Source organism: Allobosea sp. GW821-FHT12C12 (genome assembly GCF_058807355.1).
On sequence record NZ_JBXAQP010000004.1, the window covers coordinates 236,928 to 259,074 of the forward strand.

The window sequence follows — 22,147 nt, forward strand, 5'->3', positions numbered from 1 at the left end:
TTGTTCTAGACCGCCGATGCTGCCCGCGCGAGCCAAAGCGATAATGACGATGACCAAGCCCGATTTCGACCTGCCGATCGACCGCCGCGGCACGCATTCGGCCAAATGGGACATGATGGAGGCAATTTACGGGGTCCCGGCCATGGACGGCATCTCGATGTGGGTGGCCGACATGGATTTCCGGCCGCCGGCTTGCGTCCAGGCGGCGCTCGAGCACATGGCCAGGCACGGCGTCTACGGCTATTTCGGCGACGACAGGGCGAACCGCGACGCCATCCGCTGGTGGATGAAGACCCGCCATGGCTGGGAGGTCGAGCCGGCCGCGATCTTCACCACGCATGGGCTGGTCAACGGCACGGCGCTCTGCGTCGAGGCCTATACCCAGCCGGGCGACGGCGTCGTGCTGATGACGCCGGTCTATCACGCCTTCGCGCGGATCGTGAAAGCGGCCGGCCGGCAGGTGGTGGAATGTCCGCTCGCGCTCGAAGACGGCCGCTATGTCCTCGACATCGCCGGCTGGGACGCGGCGATGACGGGCAGGGAGCGGATGCTGATCCTGTGCTCTCCGCATAATCCCGGCGGCCGGGTCTGGACCCGCGAGGAGTTGCGCGCGATCGCCGATTTCTGTGTGCGCCACGATCTCGTGCTGGTCTCGGACGAGATCCATCACGACCTGCTGATGCCGGGCCAGAAGCACATCGCCATGCCGCTCGCCGCGCCCGACATCCTCGACCGGCTGGTGATGATGACGGCCACGACCAAGACCTTCAACATCGCAGGCTGCCATATCGGCAACGTCATCATTCCGAGCGAGGGGCTGCGCGCGCCGTTCCAGGCCCGGATGAACGCGCTCGGCATCTCGCCGAATTCGTTCGGCATGATGATGGCGACGGCGGCCTACAGCGAGGGCGGCGCGGCCTGGGTCGACGCGCTTTCGGTTTATCTCGACGGCAACCGCCGCCTCTTCGACGAAGCCATGCACGCCATACCGGGCGTCCGCTCGATGCCGCTGGAAGCGACCTATCTCGCCTGGGTCGACTTCGCCGGGACGGGCATGACGGCGCGCGAGTTCACCGACCGCGTCGAGAAGCAGGCGCGGATCGCGGTCAATCACGGCCCGAGCTTCGGCCTGGGCGGCGAGAGCTTCCTGCGCTTCAACCTCGCGACGCCGCGTCCCGTCCTGGTCGAGGCGACCGCGCGGCTGCGGCAGGCCTTCGCCGACCTGCAATAGCGTCGGGCAGGAGGCCTATTCAGATCACCGCGCCGGGGTTGAGGATACCTTTCGGATCGAGCGTCGCCTTGAGCGTCTTCATCAAGGCGAGCTCGACCGGATCCTTCACGCCCGGCAGGAGATCGCGCTTGAGCCGGCCGATGCCGTGCTCGGCCGAGATCGAGCCGTGCAGTTCCGCGACGATGGCGTGCACGGCAGCGTTCATCTCGCCCCAGCGGGCGATGTAGCCGGCCTTGTCGGCGCCGACCGGCTGGCTGACGTTGAAATGGATGTTGCCGTCGCCCATGTGGCCGAAGGGCACGGGCCGGCAGCCCGGCACCATCGCCTCGACCGTCGCGATGGCGCGCTCCAGGAACTCCGGCACGGCATGGAGCGGCACCGAGACGTCGTGCTTGATCGATCCGCCCTCATGCGTCTGCACCTCCGACAGCATCTCGCGCAGCTTCCAGAAATCGGCGCGTTGGGCGAGCGAGCCGGCGAGCGCGGCGTCGGTGACCAGACCCTGCTCCAGCGCCTCGCCCAGAAAGGCCTCGGCCGCCTCGTCCAGCCCCGTCGGCGACTGCGACGACAGTTCCATCAGCACGTACCAGGGCGAGGGCTCCGACAGCGGATCGCGCGTGCCGGAGGCGTGGCGCAGGACGATGTCGAGGCAGAAGCGCGACATCAGCTCGAAGGTCGTCACCGTGCCGCCGGCGCCCGCCTTGGCGGCGTTGAGCAGTTCCAGCGCCGCGACGGGACTCGGCACCGCCAGAAAGGCGGTGGCGCGCGCGGCGGGTCGCGGAAAGAGCTTGAGCACGGCGGCGGTGATGATGCCGAGCGTGCCTTCCGCGCCGATGAAGAGGTTCTTCAGATCGTAGCCGGTGTTGTCCTTGCGGAGCTGGCGCAGCCCGTTCCAGATCCGGCCGTCGGCCAGCACCACCTCCAGCCCCATGCAGAGCTCGCGGGCGTTGCCATAGGCCAGCACCGCGGTGCCGCCGGCATTGGTCGAGAGATTGCCGCCGATGGTGCAGGAGCCTTCCGAAGCGAGCGAGAGCGGGAACAGCCGCCCCGCCGCCTCGGCCGCGTCCTGCGCCCGCCGCAGCGTGACGCCGGCCTCGAGCGTCATCGTGTCGCTGTCGGCATCGACCGAGCGGACCTTGTCGAGCCGCTGCAGCGACAGGATGGTCTCGCGCCCCTCGGCGATCGGGATCTGGCCGCCGACGAGGCCGGTATTGCCGCCCTGCGGCACCAGCGTCGTAGCCGTCGCGGCCGCGAGCTTCACCAGCGCCGCGACCTCCGCCGTCGAGCCCGGCCGGACCACGGCGCGGGCCGTGCCGCGAAACAGGTCGCGCCATTCCTTGAGATAGGGGACCATGGCGTCGGCCTCGGTCACGACGTTCTTCGCGCCGACGATGGCTGCCATCTGCTCGAGGATATCGCTGCTCATCGGTCCTCCATGCGTCAACGCCTGGCCCCGCGCCTGAGGACGCCGACGAGCTCGATATGGGCGGAATAGCGGAACTGGTCGACCGGCGTGACGCCGTCCAGCGCATAGCCGCCCGCGATCAGGATCGCGGCGTCGCGGGCAAAGCTGCCGACGTCGCAGGAGACGTAGATCACCGTGCCGACGGTCGAGGCGGCGAGCCGGCGGGCCTGCGCCTCCGCGCCGGCGCGCGGCGGATCAAGCACCACCGCGTCGAACGGCTTCAGCTCATGCTCCAGCAGCGGCCGGCGGAACAGGTCACGGGTTTCCGTCGCGGTGGGCTTCAGCCCCTGCGCCGTGCCCGCCGCCCGCGTCAGCGCCAGCACGGCCGCCTTGTCGCTCTCGACCGCATGGACCTGCACGCGCTCGGCGAGACGAAAGGCGATCGGCCCGCAGCCGGAAAACAGGTCGGCGGCGCGCTTGGCCCGCTTCGGCAAGGCCGCCAGCACCAGCGCCGCGATCGCCTCCTCGCCTGTCGCCGTCGCCTGCAGGAAGCCTCCCGGCGCGGGCGCGACCATCGCCTTGCCCATGCGCTGCCGGGGCGGGCGGCGCTCGACCATGATCTCGCCATGCATCGACAGCCGCGCCAGATCGAGCCGTTCGGCGGCCTCGGTCAGGGACAGCCTGAGCTTGTCGCCGGCCGGGCCATGGCCGCGGATATCGACGTCGAGACCGGCATCCGAGGCCGTGATCTGGATGTCGAGCGGCTTGTTCGAGCCGCCGAGCCGATTGGCGAGGAGCTGGGCCGCGGCCGGGGCGCGGGCGAGACCGGGAGCCAGCACCGGGCAGGCCTCGACGGCGACGAGGTCGTGCGTCCGGGCCGCCATGAAGCCGACCGTCATCCCCAAACCCTCGCGGCGCGCATGGAAGGTGACGCGGCGGCGGCCGGCGCCATGGGCATCGACGATCTCGGCGACCGGAGCCTCGATGCCGGCGCGCTCAAGCGCCGTGACGACTTGGCTGCGCTTCCAGGCGCGGTAGAGCTCCTCCTCCATGTGCTGGGCGGCGCAGCCGCCGCAGCGGGTGAAGAGCGGGCAGATCGCGGCGATGCGCGAGGAAGCCGGCGCGATGATCTCGACGAGCTGGCCGCGCTCGCCGTCGCGCACGACGCGGACGGTCTCGCCGGGCAGAGTGTAGGGCACGAAGACCTGGCCATAGTCGGCCTCGGCGATGCCGTCGCCGCGCTGGCCGAGGCGGGCGATCGTCAGCGTCTCGTTCATCGCGAGCCGGCGTTCGGGCGCTGGTTTTTCGGCAAGGGGCATGCGCGGGCCGACTGGTGATTTTTCGGAGGCTTTCGCCTATCAGGTCAGAGCCAAACAGGGAAATTTCGACATGACCATCCGCGACGGCGTCATCGAGGCGATCGGCAACACGCCCCTGATCAAGCTCAGCCAAGCCTCGGCCGAGACCGGCTGCACCATCCTCGGCAAGGCCGAGTTCATGAACCCCGGCCAGTCGGTCAAGGACCGCGCCGCGCTCGCCATCATCCGCGACGCCGAGCGCAGCGGCGCCTTGCGGCCCGGCGGCGTCATCGTCGAGGGCACGGCCGGCAATACCGGCATCGGCATCGCGCTGGTCGGCAATGCGCTGGGTTACCGCTCGGTGATCGTGATCCCGGAGACCCAGAGCCAGGAAAAGAAGGACATGCTGCGGCTGGCGGGCGCGACGCTGGTCGAGGTGCCGGCCGTCGGCTACGTCAACCCGAACAACTATGTGAAGGTTTCCGGCCGCCTCGCCGAGGAACTGGCGAAGAGCGAACCGAACGGCGCGATCTGGGCCAACCAGTTCGACAACACCGCCAACCGGCAGGGCCATTTCGAGACGACAGGGCCGGAAATCTGGGAGCAGACGGACGGCAAGGTCGACGGCTTCATCTGCGCGGTCGGCTCGGGCGGCACGCTGGCAGGGGTCGGCATGGCGCTCAAGGCACGCAACCCCAAGGTCACGATCGGCCTCGCCGACCCGATGGGAGCGGCTCTGCATTCCTTCTACACCACCGGCGAGCTCAAGTCGGAAGGCTCCTCGATCACCGAGGGCATCGGCCAGGGCCGGATCACGAAGAACCTGGAGGGCGCGCCGGTCGACGTCTCCTTCCGGATTCCAGACGCGGACGCCGTGCAGATCGTCTTCCACCTGCTGGAGCAGGAGGGGCTGTGCCTCGGCGGCTCGTCGGGCATCAACGTCGCCGGCGCGATCCGGCTGGCGAAGCAGCTCGGGCCGGGCCACACCATCGTGACGATCCTTTGCGACTACGGCACGCGCTATCAGTCGAAGCTGTTCAATCCGGAGTTCCTGCGCTCGAAGGACCTGCCGGTGCCCGGCTGGCTGGAGCGGGACGCGGGCGGGCTGAAGGATGCGATGGCGCGGGTGCTGGGCTGAGAAAGCCGCCGCCCTAAAGCCACTTCTTCCACCTGAAGAACAGATACGGCAGGATTGCGAACATCAGCATCATACCGAGCGCCATCGGATAGCCGAACTGCCATTCCAGCTCCGGCATCGCCTTGAAGTTCATGCCGTAGACCGAGGCGATCAGCGTCGGCGGCATCAGCACCACCGAGACGACCGAGAACAGCTTGATGATCTTGTTCTGCTCCAGCCCGACGAGGCCGAGCGTCGCCTGCAGCATGAAGGAGAGCTTGCTGGAGATGAAGGTCGCGTGCTCCTCGATCGCCTGGACGTCGCGCACCGCGGTGCGCCATTCCGGCGCGAAGCCGCTCGCGACCTTGGTCGGCCGCTTGAAATTGGTCGACAGGAACAGCAGCACGCGCTCGACCGAGACCATGCTTTCGCGCACGTTGGAGATGATGTGCTCGTATTGGCCGATGTTCTTGATGATCGCCTGATAGGCGTTGTTCTGCTCCACGGCCGAACTCTTGCCCTCGAAGACCTGGCGCGAGGCCTCGTCGATCTTGTCGCCGACGCCGCGCAGCACCTCCGCCGCGCGGTCGACGATCGCCTCGATCAGCCCCTCGATCACGGCGGCCGGCTGCATGCCGCAGCCGCCGGGCTTGCCGACGCGGTTGAGGAAGATGCCGAAGGCGCCCGGCTCGTCGTAGCGCACGGTGACCAGCGCCTTCTCCGTCAGGATGAAGGTCACGTCGGCGAGCTTGGGCACCTGCGTCTCGGACTGGCAGATGATCCGCGCCGTCATGTAATGCGCGCCGTTCTCGGTATAGATGATTTCCGACGGTTCGAGATCGTGCATCTCCTCGCGCGTCGGGATCGAGATGCCGAGATGGGTCTCGATCTTCTTGTCCTCGCCGGGCGTCGGGTTGAGCAGGTCGATCCAGACCGAGCCGGCCGGAATCTCCTCGTCGACCAGCAGGGTGCGGTGGATCAGGCGGTCGCCGGTGTCGGGGCAGATGCCGTGGGTCTGAATCATGGCAGGGCACTCTGGGAGGCAACGAAGCAGGCTTATGCTGCGCTGCAAGAACTCCCATCGCGCAACGATGTCAAACGGATGACGGCGGCGGGGCGATACGGGTATCGCATCCGCATTTCCGAGCCTTCGTCCCGAGGAGCCGCAAGGCTGCGTCCCGAAGGATGCTACAGTCCGCTCAGTCAGCGTGTCGCTGGAGCATCCTTCGAGGACGCGATCCCTATGGGATCGCTCCTCGGTATGAGGGCTGTAGGATCCGATGCGACAGGCGCACCATCCTACATCCCGCCCTTGACGCCCCGCGGCGGCTTGTCGTCGGCCGGCACGAAGAAGTCCGGCATCAGCGGCACCGACGGATCGACGCGATAGGGCGTGAAATCCGTGACGCCTTCGCCCGCCATGAAGCTGTCGTCGATCAGGAAGCGGCCGGAGAATTCGCGCGAGGGCTTGCTGAAGATCATATGGGCCGCGTCGGCCAGGATCGCCGGCGTGCGGCTGGCCTGCACCATCTTGTCGCCGCCGAGCAGGTTCTGGACTGCCGCCGTGGCGATCGTGGTGCGCGGCCAGAGCGCGTTGACCGCGATGCCCTTGCCGGACAGTTCACCGGCCAAGCCGAGCACGCACAGGCTCATCCCGTATTTCGCGATCGAATAGGCGAGGTGCGGCGCGAACCAGCGCGTCGACATGTCGAGCGGCGGCGACAGCATCAGGATATGCGGGTTCCGCGCCTTCTCCAGATAGGGAATCGCGTATTTCGAGACCATGAAGGCGCCGCGCGTGTTGATCTGGTTCATCAGGTCGTAGCGCTTCATGTCGGTCATCCGCGTGTTCGTCAGCGAGATCGCGCTGGCGTTGTTCACGACGATGTCGATGCCGCCGAAGGTCTCGGCCGTCCTCGCGATCGCGCCCGCCACGCTCGCCTCGTCGCGGACATCGACCATCAGCGGCAGGCATTTGCCGCCGGCCGCCTCGATCTCGGCCGCGGCGGTGTGGATCGTGCCCTCGAGTTTGGGATGCGGCTCGGCCGTCTTCGCGGCGATGGTGACGTTCGCGCCGTCGCGCGCGGCCCTGAGCGCGATGGCGAGCCCGATGCCGCGCGAGCCGCCGGTGATGAAAAGCGTCTTGTCCTTGAGCGACATCGTCGCCTCCCCTGTTATCCCGAGATGCTGAAACGGGCCGGCTGCGCGCCGTCCCGGTCGGTGAATCCGTAGGTTCGCGCGAGGTCGGCGACATGCAGGATCTCTCCGGCATGGCGCGCCACGTCCGGATCGGCGAGCAGCGCCGCGACCGCGCGGCCGGCATAGAGCGGGCTTTCGGTCGTCGCGGCGGCGAGGCCCGCATCCGCGACGCGCTCGGTCAGGACATGGCCGGGCGAGAGGCCGAGCGCGGTGACGCCGAACGGTTTCAGTTCGTGCGCCATCGCCAGCGTCAGCCGGTTCATCGAGGCCTTGGCGAGATCGTAGACGACGTCGCCGAGATAGCCCGCGGCCGTATCGAACGAGACCGTGACGATCAGCCCCTTGCGCGCCTGAACCATGGCCGGCGCGACGGCGCGGGCCAGCAGCAATTGCGCGTAGACGCCGCTCTCGAAGCTCCGGGCCAGCCGCGCCACCGGCCTGCGCCAGAACGGCGCGCCATAGGCCGAACCGTCGGGGTAGCGCTCGCCGTCATAACCCTCATTGCCGCCCCAGACCGCATCGACGACGCAGTCGAGCCTTCCGAAACGGCGCAGGCTCCATGAGACGAGCTGGTCGACCTCGCGCTCCTGGGTGTGCTCGCAGCGATAGGGATGGCCCTTGCCGCCGGCGGCCTCGACCTCGCGCGCGGTATCCTCGAACGTCTCGGACCGGTGGTCGGTGCGCGGGCCGGCCTCGCTGGAGCGGCCGGTGACGATGACCGTCGCCCCGGCCTCGCCCAGGGCCTTGGCGACGCCGCGCCCGACTCCGCGCGACGCGCCCGCGACGAGGCAGATCTGGCCGGCGAGCGGGCGGAGCGCCTCGCTCACGCCGCGAAGACCGCGTCCGAATCCGCGACCGCGCCGGCGCCTTCCGTGACCGCCAGCTCCAGCGCCGGGGCCTCGGTGGCGAGGTGCTCGGCGAAGAAGCGGCAGGTCGCGAGGTGGCCCTGGCCGCCCTCCTCGCCGCTCTGCGCGAGCGCCTTTTTGGCAAGCCCGGCGCCGCCCTGGGCGAGCGCGAAGAGCTTGAGATAGGGCGTCGCTCCCGCCAGCGCCTCGCCTTGGCTCGCGCCCATCGTCGCCAGCATCCACTCGGTGGCGCGCTCCAGCGCATCGACCGCCGCCTTCAGCCGCGCCGCGCCGCGCCCAAAACCCGGCGTGTTGGCGGCCTCGACCTCGGCGACGACGCCGCGCATCTCGGCGATCAGCGCCCTGACCGCCTCGCCGCCCGAGAGCGGCAGCTTGCGCAAAGCGAGATCGATCGCCTGGATGCCGTTGGTGCCCTCGTAGATCGTCAGGATGCGGGCGTCGCGCAGATGCTGGGCCGCGCCGGTCTCCTCGACGAAGCCCATGCCGCCATGGACCTGAACGCCGGTCGAGGCGACCTCGATGCCGATATCGGTGGCGTAGGCCTTCGCGACGGGGGTGAGGATCGCGGCGCGCTCGGCGGCGGCCCTGGCGCGGGCGGGATCGGTCTCGCGCCTGGCCCTGTCGAGGCTGGCGGCGAGCAGGTAGCTGATGGCGCGTGCGGCTTGCGTCTTGGCGCGCATCTCCATCAGCATGCGGCGGATGTCGGGATGGACGATGATCGGGCTCATCGCGGCCCCCTTGGGCGCGTCCAGGCCTGAGCCCTGCCGGCGCTCCCTCGCGAAATTCAGCGCCTGCTGATAGGCCCGCTCGGCGATGGCGACGCCCTGGATGGCGACGTTGAGGCGGGCGTTGTTCATCATCGTGAACATGCAGGCGAGGCCGCGGTTCTCCTCGCCGATCAGCCAGCCGATCGCGCCGCCCTTGTCGCCGAAGGCCATGGAGCAGGTCGGCGAGGCGTGGATGCCGAGCTTGTGCTCGATGCCGGAGCAGCGCAGATCGTTGTGCTCGCCGAGCGAGCCGTCGGCGTTGACGAGGTATTTCGGCACGAGAAAGAGCGAGATGCCGCGCGTGCCGGGAGGCGCATCGGGCAGGCGGGCCAGCACGAGGTGGACGATGTTCTCGGTCAACCCGTGCTCGCCATAGGTGATGAAGATCTTCTGGCCCGTGATGCGGTATGTGCCGTCACTGAGCCGCTCGGCCCTGGAGCGCAGCGCGTTCAAATCCGAGCCTGCCTGCGGCTCGGTCAGGTTCATCGTGCCCATCCACTCGCCCGAGACGAGCTTGTCGAGATAGGTCGCCTTGAGATGCTCCGAACCATGGGCGTGCAGCGCCTCGATCGCGCCGACGGTCAGCAGCGGGCCGAGCGCGAAGGCGAGCGCGGCCGAGTTCCACATCTCGGTGCAGGCCGATTGCAGCAGCGCCGGCAGGCCCTGTCCGCCATGCTCTTCCGGCCCCGGCAGCGCGTTCCAGCCGGCGGCGGCCCAGGCGGTGTAGGCCTCCTTCCAGCCCGGCGGCGTGGTGACGACGCCGTCCCTCAGCGTCGAGCCGTGCTTGTCGCCGATACGGTTCAGCGGCGCGATCACCTCGGCGGCGAACTTCGCCGCCTCGTCGAGCACGGCCTCCGCCACGCCGCCCTCGAGCTCCGGCGCGAGACCCTCCGCGATCAGCGCCTCCAACCCCGCGACATGGCGCATGGTGGCGAGGATATCGTCGACCGGGGCGCGGTAGCTCATGATCGTCTCCCTCGAGCCTGGCGAACCTTCGCCTTGCGGCCGATCGCGTCTTTGATTTTGGCGTTGCCGCAATGTTAGCGAGGAACTATCCCCGACGCCACGCGGACAAGCGCGCTCTCGCGGTATAGTTTATATATAAACCATCTCAGGTCAATCGTGCAGCGGCAGCGCATCATCCGCCATCTGGACGCCAGCGAGACCGGCATCGCGGAAGCCGCCACGCTGCTGCGCGAAGGCGGGCTCGTGGCGCTGCCGACCGAGACCGTCTACGGGCTCGCGGCCGACGCGACCTCCGGGGCCGCCGTCGCCGGCATCTACGCCGCCAAGGAGCGGCCGAGCTTCAACCCGCTGATCGCGCATCTGCCGGATCCGGCGGCGGCGCAACGGCAGGGGCTGTTCGACGCCGACGCGCTGGCGCTGGCGCGCGTCTTCTGGCCGGGCCCCCTGACGCTGGTCGTGCCGGTCTCGAAGGGTTGCACGGTCTGCGATCTGGCGCGGGCCGGACTCGAGACCGTTGCTCTGCGCGTGCCGTCGCATCGGGTCGCACAGGCCGTTCTGGCGCAGGCCGGCCGGCCGGTCGCCGCGCCCTCGGCAAACCGCTCCGGCCGCGTCAGCGCGACCAGCGCCGCCCATGTGCTGGCCGATCTCGACGGCCGCATCGACGCCGTGCTCGACGCCGGCCCGACCGAGGTCGGCGTCGAATCGACCATTATCGCCTGCCTCGACGGCGCGCCGCGCCTGCTGCGGCCGGGCGGCATCCCGCGCGCCGCGATCGAGGGCGTGATCGGGCGCGCACTGGTTCTGGCCGGCGCAACCGGCACCGCGCCGATCGCGCCCGGCCTGCTCGCCTCGCATTATGCGCCCTCGGCACAAGTCAGGCTTGCCGCCGACGGGCCGCGGGCCGGCGAGGCCTGGCTCGGCTTCGGGCCGGAGCCGGACGGCGCGCCGCTGGCGACCCTGGCGCTCAACCTCAGCCCGTCAGGCGATCTCAACGAGGCGGCGGCGAACCTGTTCGGCCATCTGCGCCGGCTCGACGCCGCTGTCCCGGCCCGTATCGCGGTCGCGCCGATCCCCGGTCACGGTCTCGGCGAGGCGATCAACGATCGGCTGAGACGCGCCGCCGCGCCGCGCTGAGATCCCACCATCTTGCAAACATGCAAGATATCGGCTTGGATTCCCGTATCGTCAGGAGCCCGAGCCGTGAAGTGTCCGCGATGAACTCCAATCTCGCCTGGGACGATTTCCGCCTGATCAAGGCGATCGCCGACCATGACGGGCTGACCGGCGCGGCCACCGCGATCAACGTCAACCACTCGACCGTGTTCCGCCGACTCGGGCAGATCGAGGAGCAGCTCGGCCTGCCCCTGTTCGAGCGCCGCAAGACCGGCTACGTCGCGACCGTCGCCGGGGCCGAGATGGCGGCGCTGGCCGGCCGCATGGAGGAGGACGTCACCGCCTTCGGGCGCAGGCTCGCCGGGCGCGACGTCGCGCCGTCCGGCGAGGTCCGCGTCACCACCACCGACACGCTCTATCTGAATGTGCTGCTGCCGATCTTCGCCGCCTTCCGGCTGGCGCATCCGGCGATCCGGCTCGACGTCGTGGTCGGCAACCAGACGCTGAACCTGTCGAGGCGCGATGCCGACGTCGCGATCCGCGCCAGCGACACGCCGGGCGAGACGCTGGTCGGACGCCGGCTCGCGACGCTGACCTGGGCGATCTACGGCCGGGCGCAGGACGGGCCGACCCCTGAGGAAAGCGCCGATCCCGGCCTGCTCTTCCAGCGCGACTGGGTCACGCTCGGCGACCAGCTCGGCTACGTGAAGGCGGCGCGCTATGTCCGCGACCGCGTCGCCCCCGAGAGGATCGCGCTGAAGAGCTCGGCCGTGCTCGGGCTGACGGAGGCCGTCGAGCAGGGGCTCGGCATCGGCCCCCTGCCCTGCTTCATCGCCGACCAGCGGCCGGGGCTTGTCCGGCTGCAGCCGCCGGATCCCGATTTCTCGACGGGCCTGTGGATCCTGACCCATCCCGACATCAGGAATGCGCCGAGGGTCAGGGCCTTCATGGAGTTCGTCGGCGGAGAACTGGCGAAGAGGCGCGGGCTGATCGAGGGGGCGGGGTAGGCTGGTTAGAGCTTGATGCCGGTGTAGTCTTCGACCTGCTTTTTTAACAGTCCTCTGGCCAAGTCACGCAATAATTCGACTGTGAAACCACCGGCTGCTGCTGCGCCCTTTTTTGTTTTCTTCCAGACCTCGGGATCACGAACAGAGTCGATAAAGTCGTGCCCTTCCCAGGTCAGACAGCGAAACGAAACGCCTGTGATGGGGTTGGCGTTTACCCCGTCGATGAAGCCAGCTTTCTTTATCATATCCAAGTGGTACCCAATCTGATCGGCATCGTAGCCCTCAATTTGGATTTCCTCGTCATTAGCGGAGATAAAGGCGACAGCCCCATGCCGTAGCGGATATGCCTCTAGTTTGAGCAACAGCTCCCGAACGAGATCCATATCTCTCTTCATGTGGATGCTTTCATATTGACTAAGGCACTGAAGCTGTAACTGCATTTATCGCCGCCGCAAGCGGCAACGAAAGCCGACCTCGATTTTGGAAAAGCGAGAGCAAAGGAAACGTACCCATGACGAAATCATGGTACTGGGGCTCGTCCCTCGACGATTTCCTGAAAGAGGAAGGTGTCTATGAGGAGTTCACCGCCGCGGTCGATAAGGAAGTCATTGCCTGGCAATTTGCCGAGGCGATGAAAGCTCAGAACCTGACCAAGACCAAGATGGCGGCGCTGATGCAGACCAGCCGGACGCAGGTCGACAAGCTGCTCAATCCCAAGGATGGCAACGTGACGCTGGAGACGCTGCGCAAGGCTGCAGCCGTGCTCGGCAAGCGGTTCGAATTCAAGCTCGTCTGATCGCGGCAGGCCGCCTCACCCCACCTCCACCACGACCCGCCCCCTCACCTTCCCCTCGACGATCGCCTTGCCCGTCTCGACCACGCTCTCCAGCGGGATCGTCGTCGTCATCGCCGCGAGCTTGTCCTTGTCGAGGTCGGTCGCCAGCCTCGCCCACGCCTCGAGCCGGCGCGGCTTCGGGCACATCACTGAATCGACGCCCAGCAGCGAAACCCCGCGCAGGATGAAGGGCGCGACCGAAGCCGGCAGGTCCATACCCTGCGCCAGGCCGCAGGCGGCGACGGCGCCGCCATATCTCGTCATCGCCAGCAGATTGGCGAGCGTGTGCGAGCCGACCGCGTCGACGCCGGCGATCCAGCGCTCCTTGCCGAGCGGGCGGCCGGGCGCGGAGAGCTCGTTGCGGTCGATGATCTCGGCCGCGCCGAGGCCCTTAAGGTAGTCGGCCTCCTCCGGGCGGCCGGTCGAGGCGATGACATGCCAGCCGGCCTTGGCCAGCAGCACGGTCGCGACCGAGCCGACGCCGCCGGCCGCGCCGGTGACGACGACCGGGCCGTCGCCGGGCTTCAGGCCATGCTTTTCCAGCGCCAGCACGCAAAGCATCGCGGTGTAGCCGGCGGTGCCGATCGCCATCGCCTCGTCGGGGTTCATGCCGGGCGGCAGCGGCACCAGCCAGTCGCCCTTGACGCGCGACTTCTGGGCGTAGGCGCCCAGATGCGTCTCGCCCGTGCCCCAGCCGTTCAACACGACGAGGTCGCCCGGCTTGAAATCGGGATGCTCCGAGGTCTCGACGCGGCCGGAAAAATCGATGCCGGGGATCATCGGCCAGCGCCGCACCACCGGCGCCTTGCCGGTCAGCGCGAGCCCGTCCTTGTAGTTCACCGTCGAATGCGTGACCCGGACGGTGACGTCGCCCTCCATCAGGTCGGCTTCCGCGAAATCGGTCAGGCTGAGGTTCGTGCCGGTCTCGCCCTTGGTCGCGACGAGGGCCTTGAAGGTGGACATGGGCATCTCCTGAAGCTTTGCGCGCAGGAGATACGCGCAGCCTACGGCGCGCAACCCCGCGCGCCGTGCGTCTTTGCTCAGTTCCGGATCAGGCCGGCTGCGCCACCGGGCGCTCGACCGCCTTCTCGACGATCGGCAGGTTGATCAGCGCGGAGGCGATACCGAGCGCGATCGAGAGCCACCAGACGATCTGGTAGGAGCCGAAGGCCTCGTAGAGCACGCCGCCGAGCAGCACGCCGAGGAAGCCGCCGACCTGATGCGAGAAGAAGGCGAAGCCGTAGAGCATCGCCATGTATTTCGTGCCGAACATCAGCATGACGAGCGACGAGGTCGGCGGGATGGTCGAGAGCCAGAACAGGCCGATGACCGCCCCGAAGGCGATCGCGGTCGCCGGGCTCGGCGGCAGCAGGATGAAAGCGAGGATGGCGAGCGAGCGGCCGAGATAGATCAGCGCCAGCAGGTGGCGCTTCGGCATGCGCGAGGTCAGCCAGCCCGAGCCGAGCGAGCCCGCCGCGTTGAACAGACCGATGACCGCGAGCGTCCAGCCGCCGACCCAGGCCGCCATGCCGACATCCTTGAGATAGGCCGGCATATGCGCGGTGATGAACGCGAGCTGGAAGCCGCAGGTGAAGAAGCCGAGCACCAGCAGCACATAGGAACGGTGCTGGAAGGCTTCCGACAGGGCCTGCGCGATCGACTGGCCCGGCAGGTTCGCCGCCGCCGCCGTCTGGGCCGCGTCGAGCTTGCGGCTCGCCAGCACCACGGTCAGCGGCATCACCAGCAGCACCGAGGCGGCGAAGACATAGAGCGCCTGGTGCCAGCCGAGCTGCTCGATCAGCACGTTGCCGATCGGCGGATACAGGAACTGGCCGAAGGAGCCGGCCGCCGTGCCCGCGCCGAACGCCATCGGCCGCCAGCTCTCCGGCAGCAGCTTGCCGAAGGAGGCGAGCACGAGGTTGAAGGAGCAGGCCGAGAGGCCGAAGCCGATCAGCACGCCGGCGCTCATGTGCATGGCGAGCGGCGTCGTGGCCATGCCCATGCCGACGAGGCCGAGCGCATAGAGAACCGCGCCGAAGCAGAGCACGCGGATGGTGCCGAAGCGGTCGGCGATGGCGCCGGCGAAGGGCGCGCCGAGGCCCCAGAGCAGGTTCTGGACCGCGATGGCGAGGCTGAAGGTGTCGCGGCCCCAGCCGAATTCCAGCGTCATCGGAATCTGGAACAGGCCGGCGCTTGCGCGCGGGCCGAAGGTGATCAGCGCGATCAGGCAGCCGCCGGCGACGATGATCTCGGGAGCATGGCCGCGCGCGGGTTTTCCGCTGGTGACGGGCTCGGCGCTCATGGGGCGGGTCTCCGGCGGCATCTTCGTGTGTCTGCACGATACCCCGCCGCCGCGCGGCGCAACAACGCCTTTTCGTGACATCCCGCATCACGGGACTGCATGGCCCTGTCGATGGGACCGTATCCGTCGCGCTGCGTTAACCCCGCCTCAACCCTGTGCAGAGAACATCGCACTGTCGCAACCCTGCCACGCTGGCTGCTGCGATGCGCGCGGTCTTCAGCATGAGTGGGCGGTTTTGAGTCAGTTGCGGGTGCACAGGCGGACAAGGCGGAGCCGGTCGCTCAGGCTGCAATGGGCGCTAGCCACCGTCGCGCCCTGGGCGCTCTCGGTCGGACTGCTGGTCTCCTTCACCGCGTCGGCCGGCCAGGCCGACCACTCCGACGGGCTGCCCGCCTCGCTGATCCAGCGCGCCGCGCCCGCGCAGCAATCGGCGCTGGAGGAAGGGCCGTCGCTGCTGGTCGCGGCCAGCGCCTTTCGGCTGCCGGGCCTGTCGCTGTCCTCCAGCATCACCCAGGCGCATCTCTCCTTCGAGCAGCCGGAGCGCCGCGTCGCGATCGACCCGCGCCAGCCGCGCGAGGACATGAAGCGTTTCGCCAAGGACTTCCCCGAGATCGACCGCAGCGCCAAGGGCGATCCGCTGCCGGGCCTGCGGCCCAGCATCTCGACCAGGCCCGCTCCGCTGGACCTGGCGCGCGTCGTCTTCGGCGACACCCGGCCGGGGCTGATCTCGGGCGGCTTTTCGCTCGACGCGCTGCGCGAGGCGGAGGCCATCGACGGGCCGCAGACCGGCTTCGTGCCCTATGCCAACGAGGAAGGCCTGACCGACCCGGCGCTGTCGGACGCCTCGCCGAGTTCGCTGAAGCCCGCCATCGCCTCGCCGCGCGCCGCCGAGCAGCATCTTGAGAGCATCGACGGCTCGACGCCGCTATCGTCAGGCCGCGCCGCGATCACGGCCTCGACCACCCCCCCCGTCCGCCATGACGTCGTGACGCTGATCCCGGCCGCGCCGCCGGCCGTGCTGGTCGCGCTCCCGCGCGCTCCCGCGGCGGCCGGCCAATCGGGCGCGGCGACGGCGGTCGCCTCGGCCTCGGCCGGCCCGCGCGAGATCTATACGAACCTGATCGCGGAGGGCGACATGGCCCGCCAGCAGCGCTGCCTCGCTGAAGCGGTCTATTTCGAGGCGCGCTCGGAATCGGAGAAGGGCCGCGCCGCCGTGGCGCAGGTCGTGCTCAACCGGGTCAAGAGCGATCTCTACCCCAAGACGGTCTGCGGCGTGGTCTACCAGAACAGCGATCGCTACCTCGCCTGCCAGTTCACCTTCACCTGCGAGGGCAAATCGCTGCGCATCACCGAGCCGGAGCCCTGGCGCGCCGCGGTCCGGATCGCGCGCGAGGTCTATGAGGGCAAGACATACCTGGCGGAGGTGGGCGGCGCGACGCATTACCACGCGCAGTATGTCCGGCCATATTGGGCCAAGAAACTGAAGAAGATGGACACGATCGGCCAACACGTATTTTACATGCTGCGGCCGGGGCAGACATAGCGCAAATACAGCACGGCGCTCCAGGATGGATCCCGGGCCGGCCTGCGGCCGCCCGGGATGACGGGTGTGTTTTCGAGCCGACATGGACGAGACGGGCCATTGCCTCGCATTCGAGCGATCATGTTCAGCCTCGCGAAACAGGTCTGAATCTCCGCGTGACGGCGGCAATGGTTAATTTTACCTTGTTTGCGCGTTTACCTTGCGTTCATCACTCCAATCCGGCTTCCTGAACTCCACAAGCGGCGCGATGACGCCGGGGCGAGGGTTCAGACAGATGCGTGAGTTTATCGTCACTTCGGCGTTCGGCGCGGCTCTCCTGCTCGGCGCTTCCGGCGCGCAGGCCGGCGGCTGCGACGGCTCGTCCTGCCGTCCGGTCGCCAAGCCCTGCCAGGGCTCGTCCTGCTACAGCCTCGTGCAGACGCCGCCGGTCTACGGCTCGGTCGCGGAGACCTATCTCGCCCGCCCGGCGCAGACGCAGGCGCAGGTGATCCCGGCCGAATACGAGACCGTCAGCGAGACGGTTCTGATCCAGCCCGAGCGCCAGATCCCGCGTCATCGTCCGGCGCGCTACGAGACCGTCTCCGAAAAGGTCATGATCTCGCCCGGCGGCAAGCGCTGGGAGGTCACCACCGACGCCTATGGCCGCACCACCGGCTGCTGGGTCTACGACGAGCCGCGCTACGCCTATCAGCAGCGCACCGTCGAGGTCGAGCCGGCGAGCGTGTCCTACGAGACGATCCCCGCCGTCTATGGCGAGCGCCAGCGCAGCGTCATGACGCGCCCGACGCAGGTCGTGCGCCACACCATTCCCGCCGTCTACGAGACCCGCTACCGCCAGGTCATGATCAGCCCCGGCGGCCAGCGCTGGGCGCGCGGCGGCTACTGAGTTTTCCACGCCTACAGAGTATCGGACGACCCTTCACCACGGACAAGACCACTTCGAAGCCCCGGCTCCGCCGGGGTCTTTTTTTGGCCGGAGGGGTGCTGGCTGACATCCGCTGATGTCACCCGGCCCACGCCGTCATCTCGGACAAGCGGCGTCAGCCGCGTCGATGCGGGATGACGGCGTGTCGTGTGGGGGAGCAACTCAGAACCCGTCTCGAAACTCGCCGCGGCGAGTCGGCTGGCGTGGTTTTCGAGAACCGGAGCGGAGCGGACTTCTCGTCCGTGAGCACCGGAAGCGGAGAAAGCCGCGTCAGGCGGCCGGCGCGGTGGAGTTCGGGATGGGCTCTCAGGCCAGCTTGCCGGTCATCAGCAGCAGCACGCCGATGCCGAGCGCGAAGGCGGCGATCCTGGCCGGCATGGCGATCAGAGTGCCGGGCGCACGCCCCGTGGCGAAGCCGCCGACGATCTCGATCAGGGCGAGGCCGAGCAGCACGACGACGAAGGGCGGGAATGTCGCCATGGCGGCGAGCCAGCCGGCCTCGACCGCGAAACCTACAGCTGCGCCGAGCGCGCCGCCCGCGGCGATGAAGACCAGCTCGACCCGCGAGAGCGTCATCCGGGCCGCCTCAGCGCCGGCGGAAGTTCTGGTTGCGCGGCGGGCCGCCCGGCGCGGGGCCCGCGGTCTTCTGGCGGAAGTTGATGCGGCCGCGATCGAGATCGTAGGGCGACATCTCGACGACGACGCGGTCGCCGGCGATGGTGCGGATGCGGTTCTTCTTCATCTTGCCGGCCGCATAGGCCAGGATGACGTGCTCGTTGTCGAGCTTGACCCGGTAATTGCCGTCCGGCAGCACTTCGACCACCGTTCCGTCGAACTCGAGCAGTTCTTCTTTAGCCATTCTGTCGTCCTTCGTGTGCCCGTTGGCGCTGGGAGCGGCCCGCCCGTGTCGGACAGGCCGCGCCCGGTTCTCATGCGCCGCGCGTCAGTTCGCGCGACGCCGGGCGCCGTTGGTGCGTGGTTGCTGAGTTCTTTGCTGCAAGAACGCGACGCCGCCAAGCCCTTCCTTGGCGGAGCCCCCGTCTTTTCGCTGGGCCGGAGCCTCGCTGCGCTGCGGCGGCCTGTCGTTGCGGACGCCGTCGCGCTGGCCGCCGCCGGCATGGACAGGCTTGCCGCCATGCGAGGGCTTGGCGGAGTGCGCTGGTTTGCCTTGGCGCTGGCCCGAGGGCCGGCCATGGTCGCGGCCGCCGTTCTGCTGGCCGCGCCCGCCGCGGCCCTGATTCTGGGGCGGCTTCTTCGGGGTGCGGCCGTCCCAGTACGGAACCTCGCCGATCGGCGTGATCGCGACGCGGGTCAGCTTCTCGATGGCGGCGAGGTCGCCGCGCTCTTCCGGCGTGCAGAAGGCGATGGCGACGCCGGACGCTCCGGCGCGCGCGGTGCGGCCGATGCGGTGGACATAGGTCTCGGCGACGTTGGGCAGGTCGAACTGCACGACATGGCTGATGCCGTCGACATCGATGCCGCGCGCGGCGATGTCGGTCGCGACCAGGATGCGCAGATCGCCGTCGCGGAACGAGCCAAGCGCCCGCTCGCGCTGCCCCTGGCTCTTGTTGCCGTGGATCGCCGCCGATTTGATGCCGGCGATCTCGAGCTGGCGGACGACCTTGTCGGCGCCGTGCTTGGTGCGGGTGAAGACGATGGCGCGCTCCATCTCGGGAACGCTCAGCGTCTTGGCCAGCAGCGCCGGCTTCTGGCCGGCTTCCGTGAAGATGACGCGCTGGTCGATCTTCTCCGCCGTGGTCGCCACTGGCGCGACCGAGACCTCGGCCGGATCGGTCAGATAGGCCTGGGCGATCTCGCGGATGGGTTTGGGCATCGTCGCCGAGAACAGCAGCGTCTGGCGCTTGGCCGGGATCAGCGTGGCGATGCGGCGCAGCGCATGGATGAAGCCGAGATCGAGCATCTGGTCGGCTTCGTCGAGGACGAGATACTCGATCTCGCGCAGCGAGACGGCGCGCTGGTCGACGAGGTCGAGCAGGCGGCCGGGCGTGGCGACGAGGATGTCGACATGCTGGCCGAGCGCGCGGATCTGCTTGCCGACGGGCACGCCGCCGAAGACCACGGTCGACTTGATCGTGGTGAACTGGGCGTAGGCCCGGATCGAGGTCTCGATCTGGGCCGCGAGCTCGCGCGTCGGCGAGAGGATCAGAGCGCGCACGGAGCGCATCTGCATGCGACGCGGGTTGTTCAGCAGACGGTGCAGCAGCGGCAGTGCGAAGGCGGCCGTCTTGCCGGTGCCGGTCTGGGCGGCGCCGAGAAGGTCGCGGCCCTGCAGGATCGGCGGGATCGCCTGCGCCTGGATCGGGGTGGGCGTGGCGTAACCTTCGGAGGCAAGCGCCTTGAGCAGTTGCTCGGCCAAGCCGAGGTCGGTGAATCGAGTCAAAACAGGTCTTTCCGGACGCCGCGACGCAAGGGGCACATGTGGATATCGGCTGTGCCGCCGGATTGCGCCCGGCCATTTTTGGTATTTGCTCTTTCCCGCCGGCGAACCGCTAAGCCACAGCGCCGGAGGGTGTCGTCTTGCGGACCGGAACGGCGCGAACGCCGCCCCGGCCGCTTTGCCGGATCACCGCGCGTCCGATGGACGCGAAGTGCGATCCGACTTTTTGTCCAGCATTCGGATTAATCCCGAAAGGTGCATTCCACTTTTCGGTCCGATGCTCCAGTCTCAGGCGATGGCGAGGTTGCCGGCCGAGGACTTGCCGGTCTTGCGATCGGCGATCAGCTCGTAGGACACGACCTGACCCTCGACCAGCTCGCGCAGGCCGGCGCGCTCGACGGCGCTGATGTGGACGAAAACGTCCTGCCCGCCGCTAGACGGGGTGATGAAGCCATAGCCCTTGGTGGCGTTGAACCACTTGACGGTGCCCTTATCCATAATGGGATAGTCCTTACGTTTCAGATCCGCGTGTTCGATGAGGCCCGGGGCTCGACGCGCGGACGCCTCGCTCCGGTCTTGTAGTCGATGTGTGGTGGATCTGAATCGTGCCCGCCGACCGGACTTCAGCGCCCGCGCGGAGGAATGGCCAGAACCCGGCCGCATCTCGTCTTACATGGGGTGAGCTAGCATAATTTGCAACGGCGGTCCAGCGCGGGTAATTTTGCCCGGCGGTGTCGGCCAAGATACTCGATCTTCACCCGATCTCCCGCACCAACTCGTCCAACCCGCCCAGATCAGCCAGCTTGCGATACCGTCTCTCCCCCACCGGCTCCTTGGCATGCTCCAGCGCCCAGGTCAGCTCGTGCGGCACGTGCACCGCCCAGGCGCCGGCCTCCAGCGCCGGCAGGATGTCGGATTTCAGCGAGTTGCCGACCATCATGGCGCGCCCCGCGCCGTCGCCATGGCGGGCGAAGATGCGCTCATAGGTAGCGGCATTCTTGTCGCTGACGATCTCGACGGCGTCGAACAGTTCGCCGAGGCCCGAGGCCGCGAGCTTGCGCTCCTGGTCGAAGAGATCGCCCTTGGTGATCATGACCAGCCTGTAGTCGCCGGCCAGCGTTTGGAGCGTCTCGCGGACATGCGGCAGGGTCTCGACCGGGTGGGCGGCCATCTCGCGGCCGGCCGCGAGGATCTCGGCGATTACGGAGGCCTCGACCTCGCCTTTGGTGAGCTCGATCGCGGTCTCGATCATCGAGAGAACGAAGCCCTTGATGCCGAACCCGTAGAAGGCGAGGTTGCGGCGCTCCGCCTCCAGCAGCCTGCCGGAAATCTCCGCCGCCTCGCCATGCGCGCCGAGCAGCGCGACGAAGCGGTCCTCCGTCAGCCGGAAGAACTGTTCGTTCTGCCAGAGCGTGTCGTCGGCGTCGAAGCCGATGGTGGTGAGAAAGGGCATGGGAAGCCTTTTTTGGAGCGAAGCCGCTCGATCTTGAAGCATTATGGGATTGGACTAAGCTAAGCGGACTAAATCAAGCGGAGATCATGATGGAGATCGTGAACATCCACGAAGCCAAGACGCATCTGTCGCGCTTGGTCGACAAGGCGGCGAAAGGCGAGGGTTTCATCATAGCCAAGGCGGGCAAGGCCATGGTGAAGGTCGTTCCGATCGAAGCTCCGTCTCATGCGCAGATGCGTCGCATCGGCTTCATGAGCGGGCAGTTCGCCGTGCCGAACGACTTCGACCGCATGGACGAGGACGAGATCGTGCGCCTGTTCGCCGGCGATCCATGAAGCTGCTTCTGGATACGCATCTGTTGCTGTGGCTGTCCCTCGATGCCCCCGAGCTCCCGGCGCAGGCGAGGACGATCATCGAGGAACCGCGCAACGCGCTGTTCTTCAGCACCGCGAGTATCTGGGAAGTCGCCATCAAGCGCGGGCTCGGCCGCGACGATTTCACGGTCGATCCGCGGCTCCTGCGACGGGGACTTCTCGACAACGGCTATCAGGAAATCCCGATAGAGGGCCGTCACGCCGTCGTGACGCTCGATTTGCCGCTCCTGCACAAGGATCCGTTCGACCGCATCCTCATTGCCCAGGCGATGGTCGACGGACTGATGTTGGCGACCGTCGACGAGGCGGTCGCTCGGTATCCCGGGCCGATCATGAGGCTTTGAGGAC

Annotated in this window: 23 protein-coding genes; 9 read left to right on the plus strand and 14 right to left on the minus strand. The window is 68.1% G+C overall.

The annotated features are described in order from the left end of the window. Positions 1-49 precede the first annotated feature (49 nt). Complete coding sequence (locus tag AC1RRW_RS07850) at positions 50-1,231, plus strand: MalY/PatB family protein (RefSeq protein WP_492900093.1); 1,182 nt, start codon at positions 50-52, stop codon at positions 1,229-1,231. A 19-nt stretch (positions 1,232-1,250) separates the two neighbouring features. Here the strand turns inward: AC1RRW_RS07850 and AC1RRW_RS07855 are convergent, their stop codons facing one another. Together AC1RRW_RS07855 and AC1RRW_RS07860 are read right to left on the minus strand one after the other, a co-directional pair. Continuing rightward, positions 1,251-2,657: an FAD-binding oxidoreductase gene (locus tag AC1RRW_RS07855; RefSeq protein ID WP_492900094.1), complete on the minus strand. Its 1,407-nt coding sequence runs from the start codon at positions 2,655-2,657 to the stop codon at positions 1,251-1,253. Between the two features lie 14 nt (positions 2,658-2,671). Further along, positions 2,672-3,955, minus strand: a complete 1,284-nt coding sequence (locus AC1RRW_RS07860; RefSeq protein ID WP_492900095.1) for a class I SAM-dependent RNA methyltransferase — start codon at positions 3,953-3,955, stop codon at positions 2,672-2,674. Between the two features lie 70 nt (positions 3,956-4,025). On the opposite strand from AC1RRW_RS07860, the gene AC1RRW_RS07865 reads away from it, so the two are divergent. Then, complete coding sequence (locus AC1RRW_RS07865; protein ID WP_492900097.1) at positions 4,026-5,072, plus strand: cysteine synthase A; 1,047 nt, start codon at positions 4,026-4,028, stop codon at positions 5,070-5,072. Between the two features lie 13 nt (positions 5,073-5,085). Here the strand turns inward: AC1RRW_RS07865 and AC1RRW_RS07870 are convergent, their stop codons facing one another. From AC1RRW_RS07870 to AC1RRW_RS07885, 4 genes are all read right to left on the minus strand, one after another. Then, positions 5,086-6,075, minus strand: coding sequence for a magnesium transporter CorA family protein (locus AC1RRW_RS07870; protein WP_492900098.1), 990 nt, complete (start codon positions 6,073-6,075; stop codon positions 5,086-5,088). A gap of 275 nt (positions 6,076-6,350) precedes the next feature. Next, entirely contained in the window at positions 6,351-7,211 is an 861-nt protein-coding gene (locus AC1RRW_RS07875; protein ID WP_492900100.1) for an SDR family oxidoreductase, read from the minus strand. A 14-nt stretch (positions 7,212-7,225) separates the two neighbouring features. Then, the gene (locus tag AC1RRW_RS07880) at positions 7,226-8,077 is read right to left on the minus strand and encodes an SDR family NAD(P)-dependent oxidoreductase (protein WP_492900101.1); all 852 of its coding nucleotides are present in this window, start codon (positions 8,075-8,077) and stop codon (positions 7,226-7,228) included. Beyond that, positions 8,074-9,849 (minus strand): acyl-CoA dehydrogenase family protein, encoded by a 1,776-nt coding sequence (locus AC1RRW_RS07885; RefSeq protein WP_492900102.1) that lies wholly within the window; start codon positions 9,847-9,849, stop codon positions 8,074-8,076. The genes AC1RRW_RS07880 and AC1RRW_RS07885 overlap by 4 nt, the downstream gene beginning before the upstream one ends. Before the next feature lie 156 nt (positions 9,850-10,005). On the opposite strand from AC1RRW_RS07885, the gene AC1RRW_RS07890 reads away from it, so the two are divergent. Further along, a complete protein-coding gene (locus AC1RRW_RS07890) occupies positions 10,006-10,983 on the plus strand; it encodes an L-threonylcarbamoyladenylate synthase (RefSeq protein WP_492900103.1) in 978 nt (325 codons plus the stop codon). A 35-nt stretch (positions 10,984-11,018) separates the two neighbouring features. Next, on the plus strand, positions 11,019-11,969 hold the full coding sequence (locus tag AC1RRW_RS07895; protein WP_492900105.1) for a LysR family transcriptional regulator: 951 nt from the start codon (positions 11,019-11,021) through the stop codon (positions 11,967-11,969). Between the two features lie 5 nt (positions 11,970-11,974). Here AC1RRW_RS07895 and AC1RRW_RS07900 read toward each other — a convergent pair whose 3' ends face one another. Next, positions 11,975-12,352 (minus strand): DUF2513 domain-containing protein, encoded by a 378-nt coding sequence (locus AC1RRW_RS07900; protein WP_492900107.1) that lies wholly within the window; start codon positions 12,350-12,352, stop codon positions 11,975-11,977. 128 nt (positions 12,353-12,480) lie between these two features. Between AC1RRW_RS07900 and AC1RRW_RS07905 the strand changes: the two genes are divergently transcribed. Next, the gene (locus AC1RRW_RS07905) at positions 12,481-12,765 is read left to right on the plus strand and encodes a helix-turn-helix domain-containing protein (protein WP_492900108.1); all 285 of its coding nucleotides are present in this window, start codon (positions 12,481-12,483) and stop codon (positions 12,763-12,765) included. A 15-nt stretch (positions 12,766-12,780) separates the two neighbouring features. On the opposite strand, the gene acuI is transcribed toward AC1RRW_RS07905, so the two are convergent. Both acuI and AC1RRW_RS07915 read right to left on the minus strand, forming a co-directional pair. Continuing rightward, positions 12,781-13,767: an acrylyl-CoA reductase (NADPH) gene (gene acuI / locus AC1RRW_RS07910; RefSeq protein ID WP_492900109.1), complete on the minus strand. Its 987-nt coding sequence runs from the start codon at positions 13,765-13,767 to the stop codon at positions 12,781-12,783. 88 nt (positions 13,768-13,855) lie between these two features. Further along, positions 13,856-15,106: an MFS transporter gene (locus AC1RRW_RS07915; RefSeq protein WP_492900110.1), complete on the minus strand. Its 1,251-nt coding sequence runs from the start codon at positions 15,104-15,106 to the stop codon at positions 13,856-13,858. A gap of 235 nt (positions 15,107-15,341) precedes the next feature. Here AC1RRW_RS07915 and AC1RRW_RS07920 point away from each other — a divergent pair, with 235 nt between their 5' ends. Continuing rightward, the gene (locus tag AC1RRW_RS07920) at positions 15,342-16,649 is read left to right on the plus strand and encodes a cell wall hydrolase (RefSeq protein WP_492900111.1); all 1,308 of its coding nucleotides are present in this window, start codon (positions 15,342-15,344) and stop codon (positions 16,647-16,649) included. 274 nt (positions 16,650-16,923) lie between these two features. Further along, on the plus strand, positions 16,924-17,535 hold the full coding sequence (locus AC1RRW_RS07925; protein ID WP_492900112.1) for a hypothetical protein: 612 nt from the start codon (positions 16,924-16,926) through the stop codon (positions 17,533-17,535). A gap of 345 nt (positions 17,536-17,880) precedes the next feature. On the opposite strand, the gene AC1RRW_RS07930 is transcribed toward AC1RRW_RS07925, so the two are convergent. The 5 genes from AC1RRW_RS07930 to AC1RRW_RS07950 form a co-directional block, all read right to left on the minus strand. Beyond that, positions 17,881-18,150, minus strand: coding sequence for a hypothetical protein (locus tag AC1RRW_RS07930; protein WP_492900113.1), 270 nt, complete (start codon positions 18,148-18,150; stop codon positions 17,881-17,883). Positions 18,151-18,160: 10 nt separating this feature from the next. Next, positions 18,161-18,433 carry a translation initiation factor IF-1 gene (gene infA, locus AC1RRW_RS07935; protein ID WP_056795444.1) on the minus strand — a complete coding sequence of 91 codons (273 nt, stop codon included), beginning with the start codon at positions 18,431-18,433 and terminating at the stop codon, positions 18,161-18,163. A gap of 84 nt (positions 18,434-18,517) precedes the next feature. Then, the gene (locus AC1RRW_RS07940; RefSeq protein ID WP_492900114.1) at positions 18,518-19,975 is read right to left on the minus strand and encodes a DEAD/DEAH box helicase; all 1,458 of its coding nucleotides are present in this window, start codon (positions 19,973-19,975) and stop codon (positions 18,518-18,520) included. Between the two features lie 285 nt (positions 19,976-20,260). After that, on the minus strand, positions 20,261-20,470 hold the full coding sequence (locus AC1RRW_RS07945; protein ID WP_492900115.1) for a cold-shock protein: 210 nt from the start codon (positions 20,468-20,470) through the stop codon (positions 20,261-20,263). A 256-nt stretch (positions 20,471-20,726) separates the two neighbouring features. Then, complete coding sequence (locus AC1RRW_RS07950) at positions 20,727-21,425, minus strand: HAD family hydrolase (RefSeq protein WP_492900116.1); 699 nt, start codon at positions 21,423-21,425, stop codon at positions 20,727-20,729. Positions 21,426-21,514: 89 nt separating this feature from the next. Here AC1RRW_RS07950 and AC1RRW_RS07955 point away from each other — a divergent pair, with 89 nt between their 5' ends. Together AC1RRW_RS07955 and AC1RRW_RS07960 are read left to right on the plus strand one after the other, a co-directional pair. Beyond that, complete coding sequence (locus AC1RRW_RS07955) at positions 21,515-21,760, plus strand: type II toxin-antitoxin system Phd/YefM family antitoxin (protein WP_492900230.1); 246 nt, start codon at positions 21,515-21,517, stop codon at positions 21,758-21,760. Further along, the gene (locus AC1RRW_RS07960; protein ID WP_492900117.1) at positions 21,757-22,143 is read left to right on the plus strand and encodes a type II toxin-antitoxin system VapC family toxin; all 387 of its coding nucleotides are present in this window, start codon (positions 21,757-21,759) and stop codon (positions 22,141-22,143) included. The genes AC1RRW_RS07955 and AC1RRW_RS07960 overlap by 4 nt, the downstream gene beginning before the upstream one ends. Positions 22,144-22,147: the final 4 nt, after the last annotated feature.

Excerpts from the sequence above, each read along its gene's own strand:
- infA (WP_056795444.1), bottom strand. The coding sequence starts at position 18,433 with ATGGCTAAAGAAGAACTGCTCGAGTTCGACGGAACGGTGGTCGAAGTG.
- AC1RRW_RS07915 (WP_492900110.1), bottom strand. The coding sequence starts at position 15,106 with ATGAGCGCCGAGCCCGTCACCAGCGGAAAACCCGCGCGCGGCCATGCT.
- AC1RRW_RS07960 (WP_492900117.1), top strand. The coding sequence starts at position 21,757 with ATGAAGCTGCTTCTGGATACGCATCTGTTGCTGTGGCTGTCCCTCGAT.
- AC1RRW_RS07860 (WP_492900095.1), bottom strand. The coding sequence starts at position 3,955 with ATGCCCCTTGCCGAAAAACCAGCGCCCGAACGCCGGCTCGCGATGAAC.
- AC1RRW_RS07950 (WP_492900116.1), bottom strand. The coding sequence starts at position 21,425 with ATGCCCTTTCTCACCACCATCGGCTTCGACGCCGACGACACGCTCTGG.
- AC1RRW_RS07850 (WP_492900093.1), top strand. The coding sequence starts at position 50 with ATGACCAAGCCCGATTTCGACCTGCCGATCGACCGCCGCGGCACGCAT.
- AC1RRW_RS07905 (WP_492900108.1), top strand. The coding sequence starts at position 12,481 with ATGACGAAATCATGGTACTGGGGCTCGTCCCTCGACGATTTCCTGAAA.
- AC1RRW_RS07925 (WP_492900112.1), top strand. The coding sequence starts at position 16,924 with ATGCGTGAGTTTATCGTCACTTCGGCGTTCGGCGCGGCTCTCCTGCTC.
- AC1RRW_RS07865 (WP_492900097.1), top strand. The coding sequence starts at position 4,026 with ATGACCATCCGCGACGGCGTCATCGAGGCGATCGGCAACACGCCCCTG.
- AC1RRW_RS07875 (WP_492900100.1), bottom strand. The coding sequence starts at position 7,211 with ATGTCGCTCAAGGACAAGACGCTTTTCATCACCGGCGGCTCGCGCGGC.
- AC1RRW_RS07955 (WP_492900230.1), top strand. The coding sequence starts at position 21,515 with ATGGAGATCGTGAACATCCACGAAGCCAAGACGCATCTGTCGCGCTTG.
- acuI (WP_492900109.1), bottom strand. The coding sequence starts at position 13,767 with ATGTCCACCTTCAAGGCCCTCGTCGCGACCAAGGGCGAGACCGGCACG.
- AC1RRW_RS07885 (WP_492900102.1), bottom strand. The coding sequence starts at position 9,849 with ATGAGCTACCGCGCCCCGGTCGACGATATCCTCGCCACCATGCGCCAT.
- AC1RRW_RS07855 (WP_492900094.1), bottom strand. The coding sequence starts at position 2,657 with ATGAGCAGCGATATCCTCGAGCAGATGGCAGCCATCGTCGGCGCGAAG.
- AC1RRW_RS07930 (WP_492900113.1), bottom strand. The coding sequence starts at position 18,150 with ATGACGCTCTCGCGGGTCGAGCTGGTCTTCATCGCCGCGGGCGGCGCG.
- AC1RRW_RS07900 (WP_492900107.1), bottom strand. The coding sequence starts at position 12,352 with ATGGATCTCGTTCGGGAGCTGTTGCTCAAACTAGAGGCATATCCGCTA.
- AC1RRW_RS07870 (WP_492900098.1), bottom strand. The coding sequence starts at position 6,075 with ATGATTCAGACCCACGGCATCTGCCCCGACACCGGCGACCGCCTGATC.
- AC1RRW_RS07945 (WP_492900115.1), bottom strand. The coding sequence starts at position 20,470 with ATGGATAAGGGCACCGTCAAGTGGTTCAACGCCACCAAGGGCTATGGC.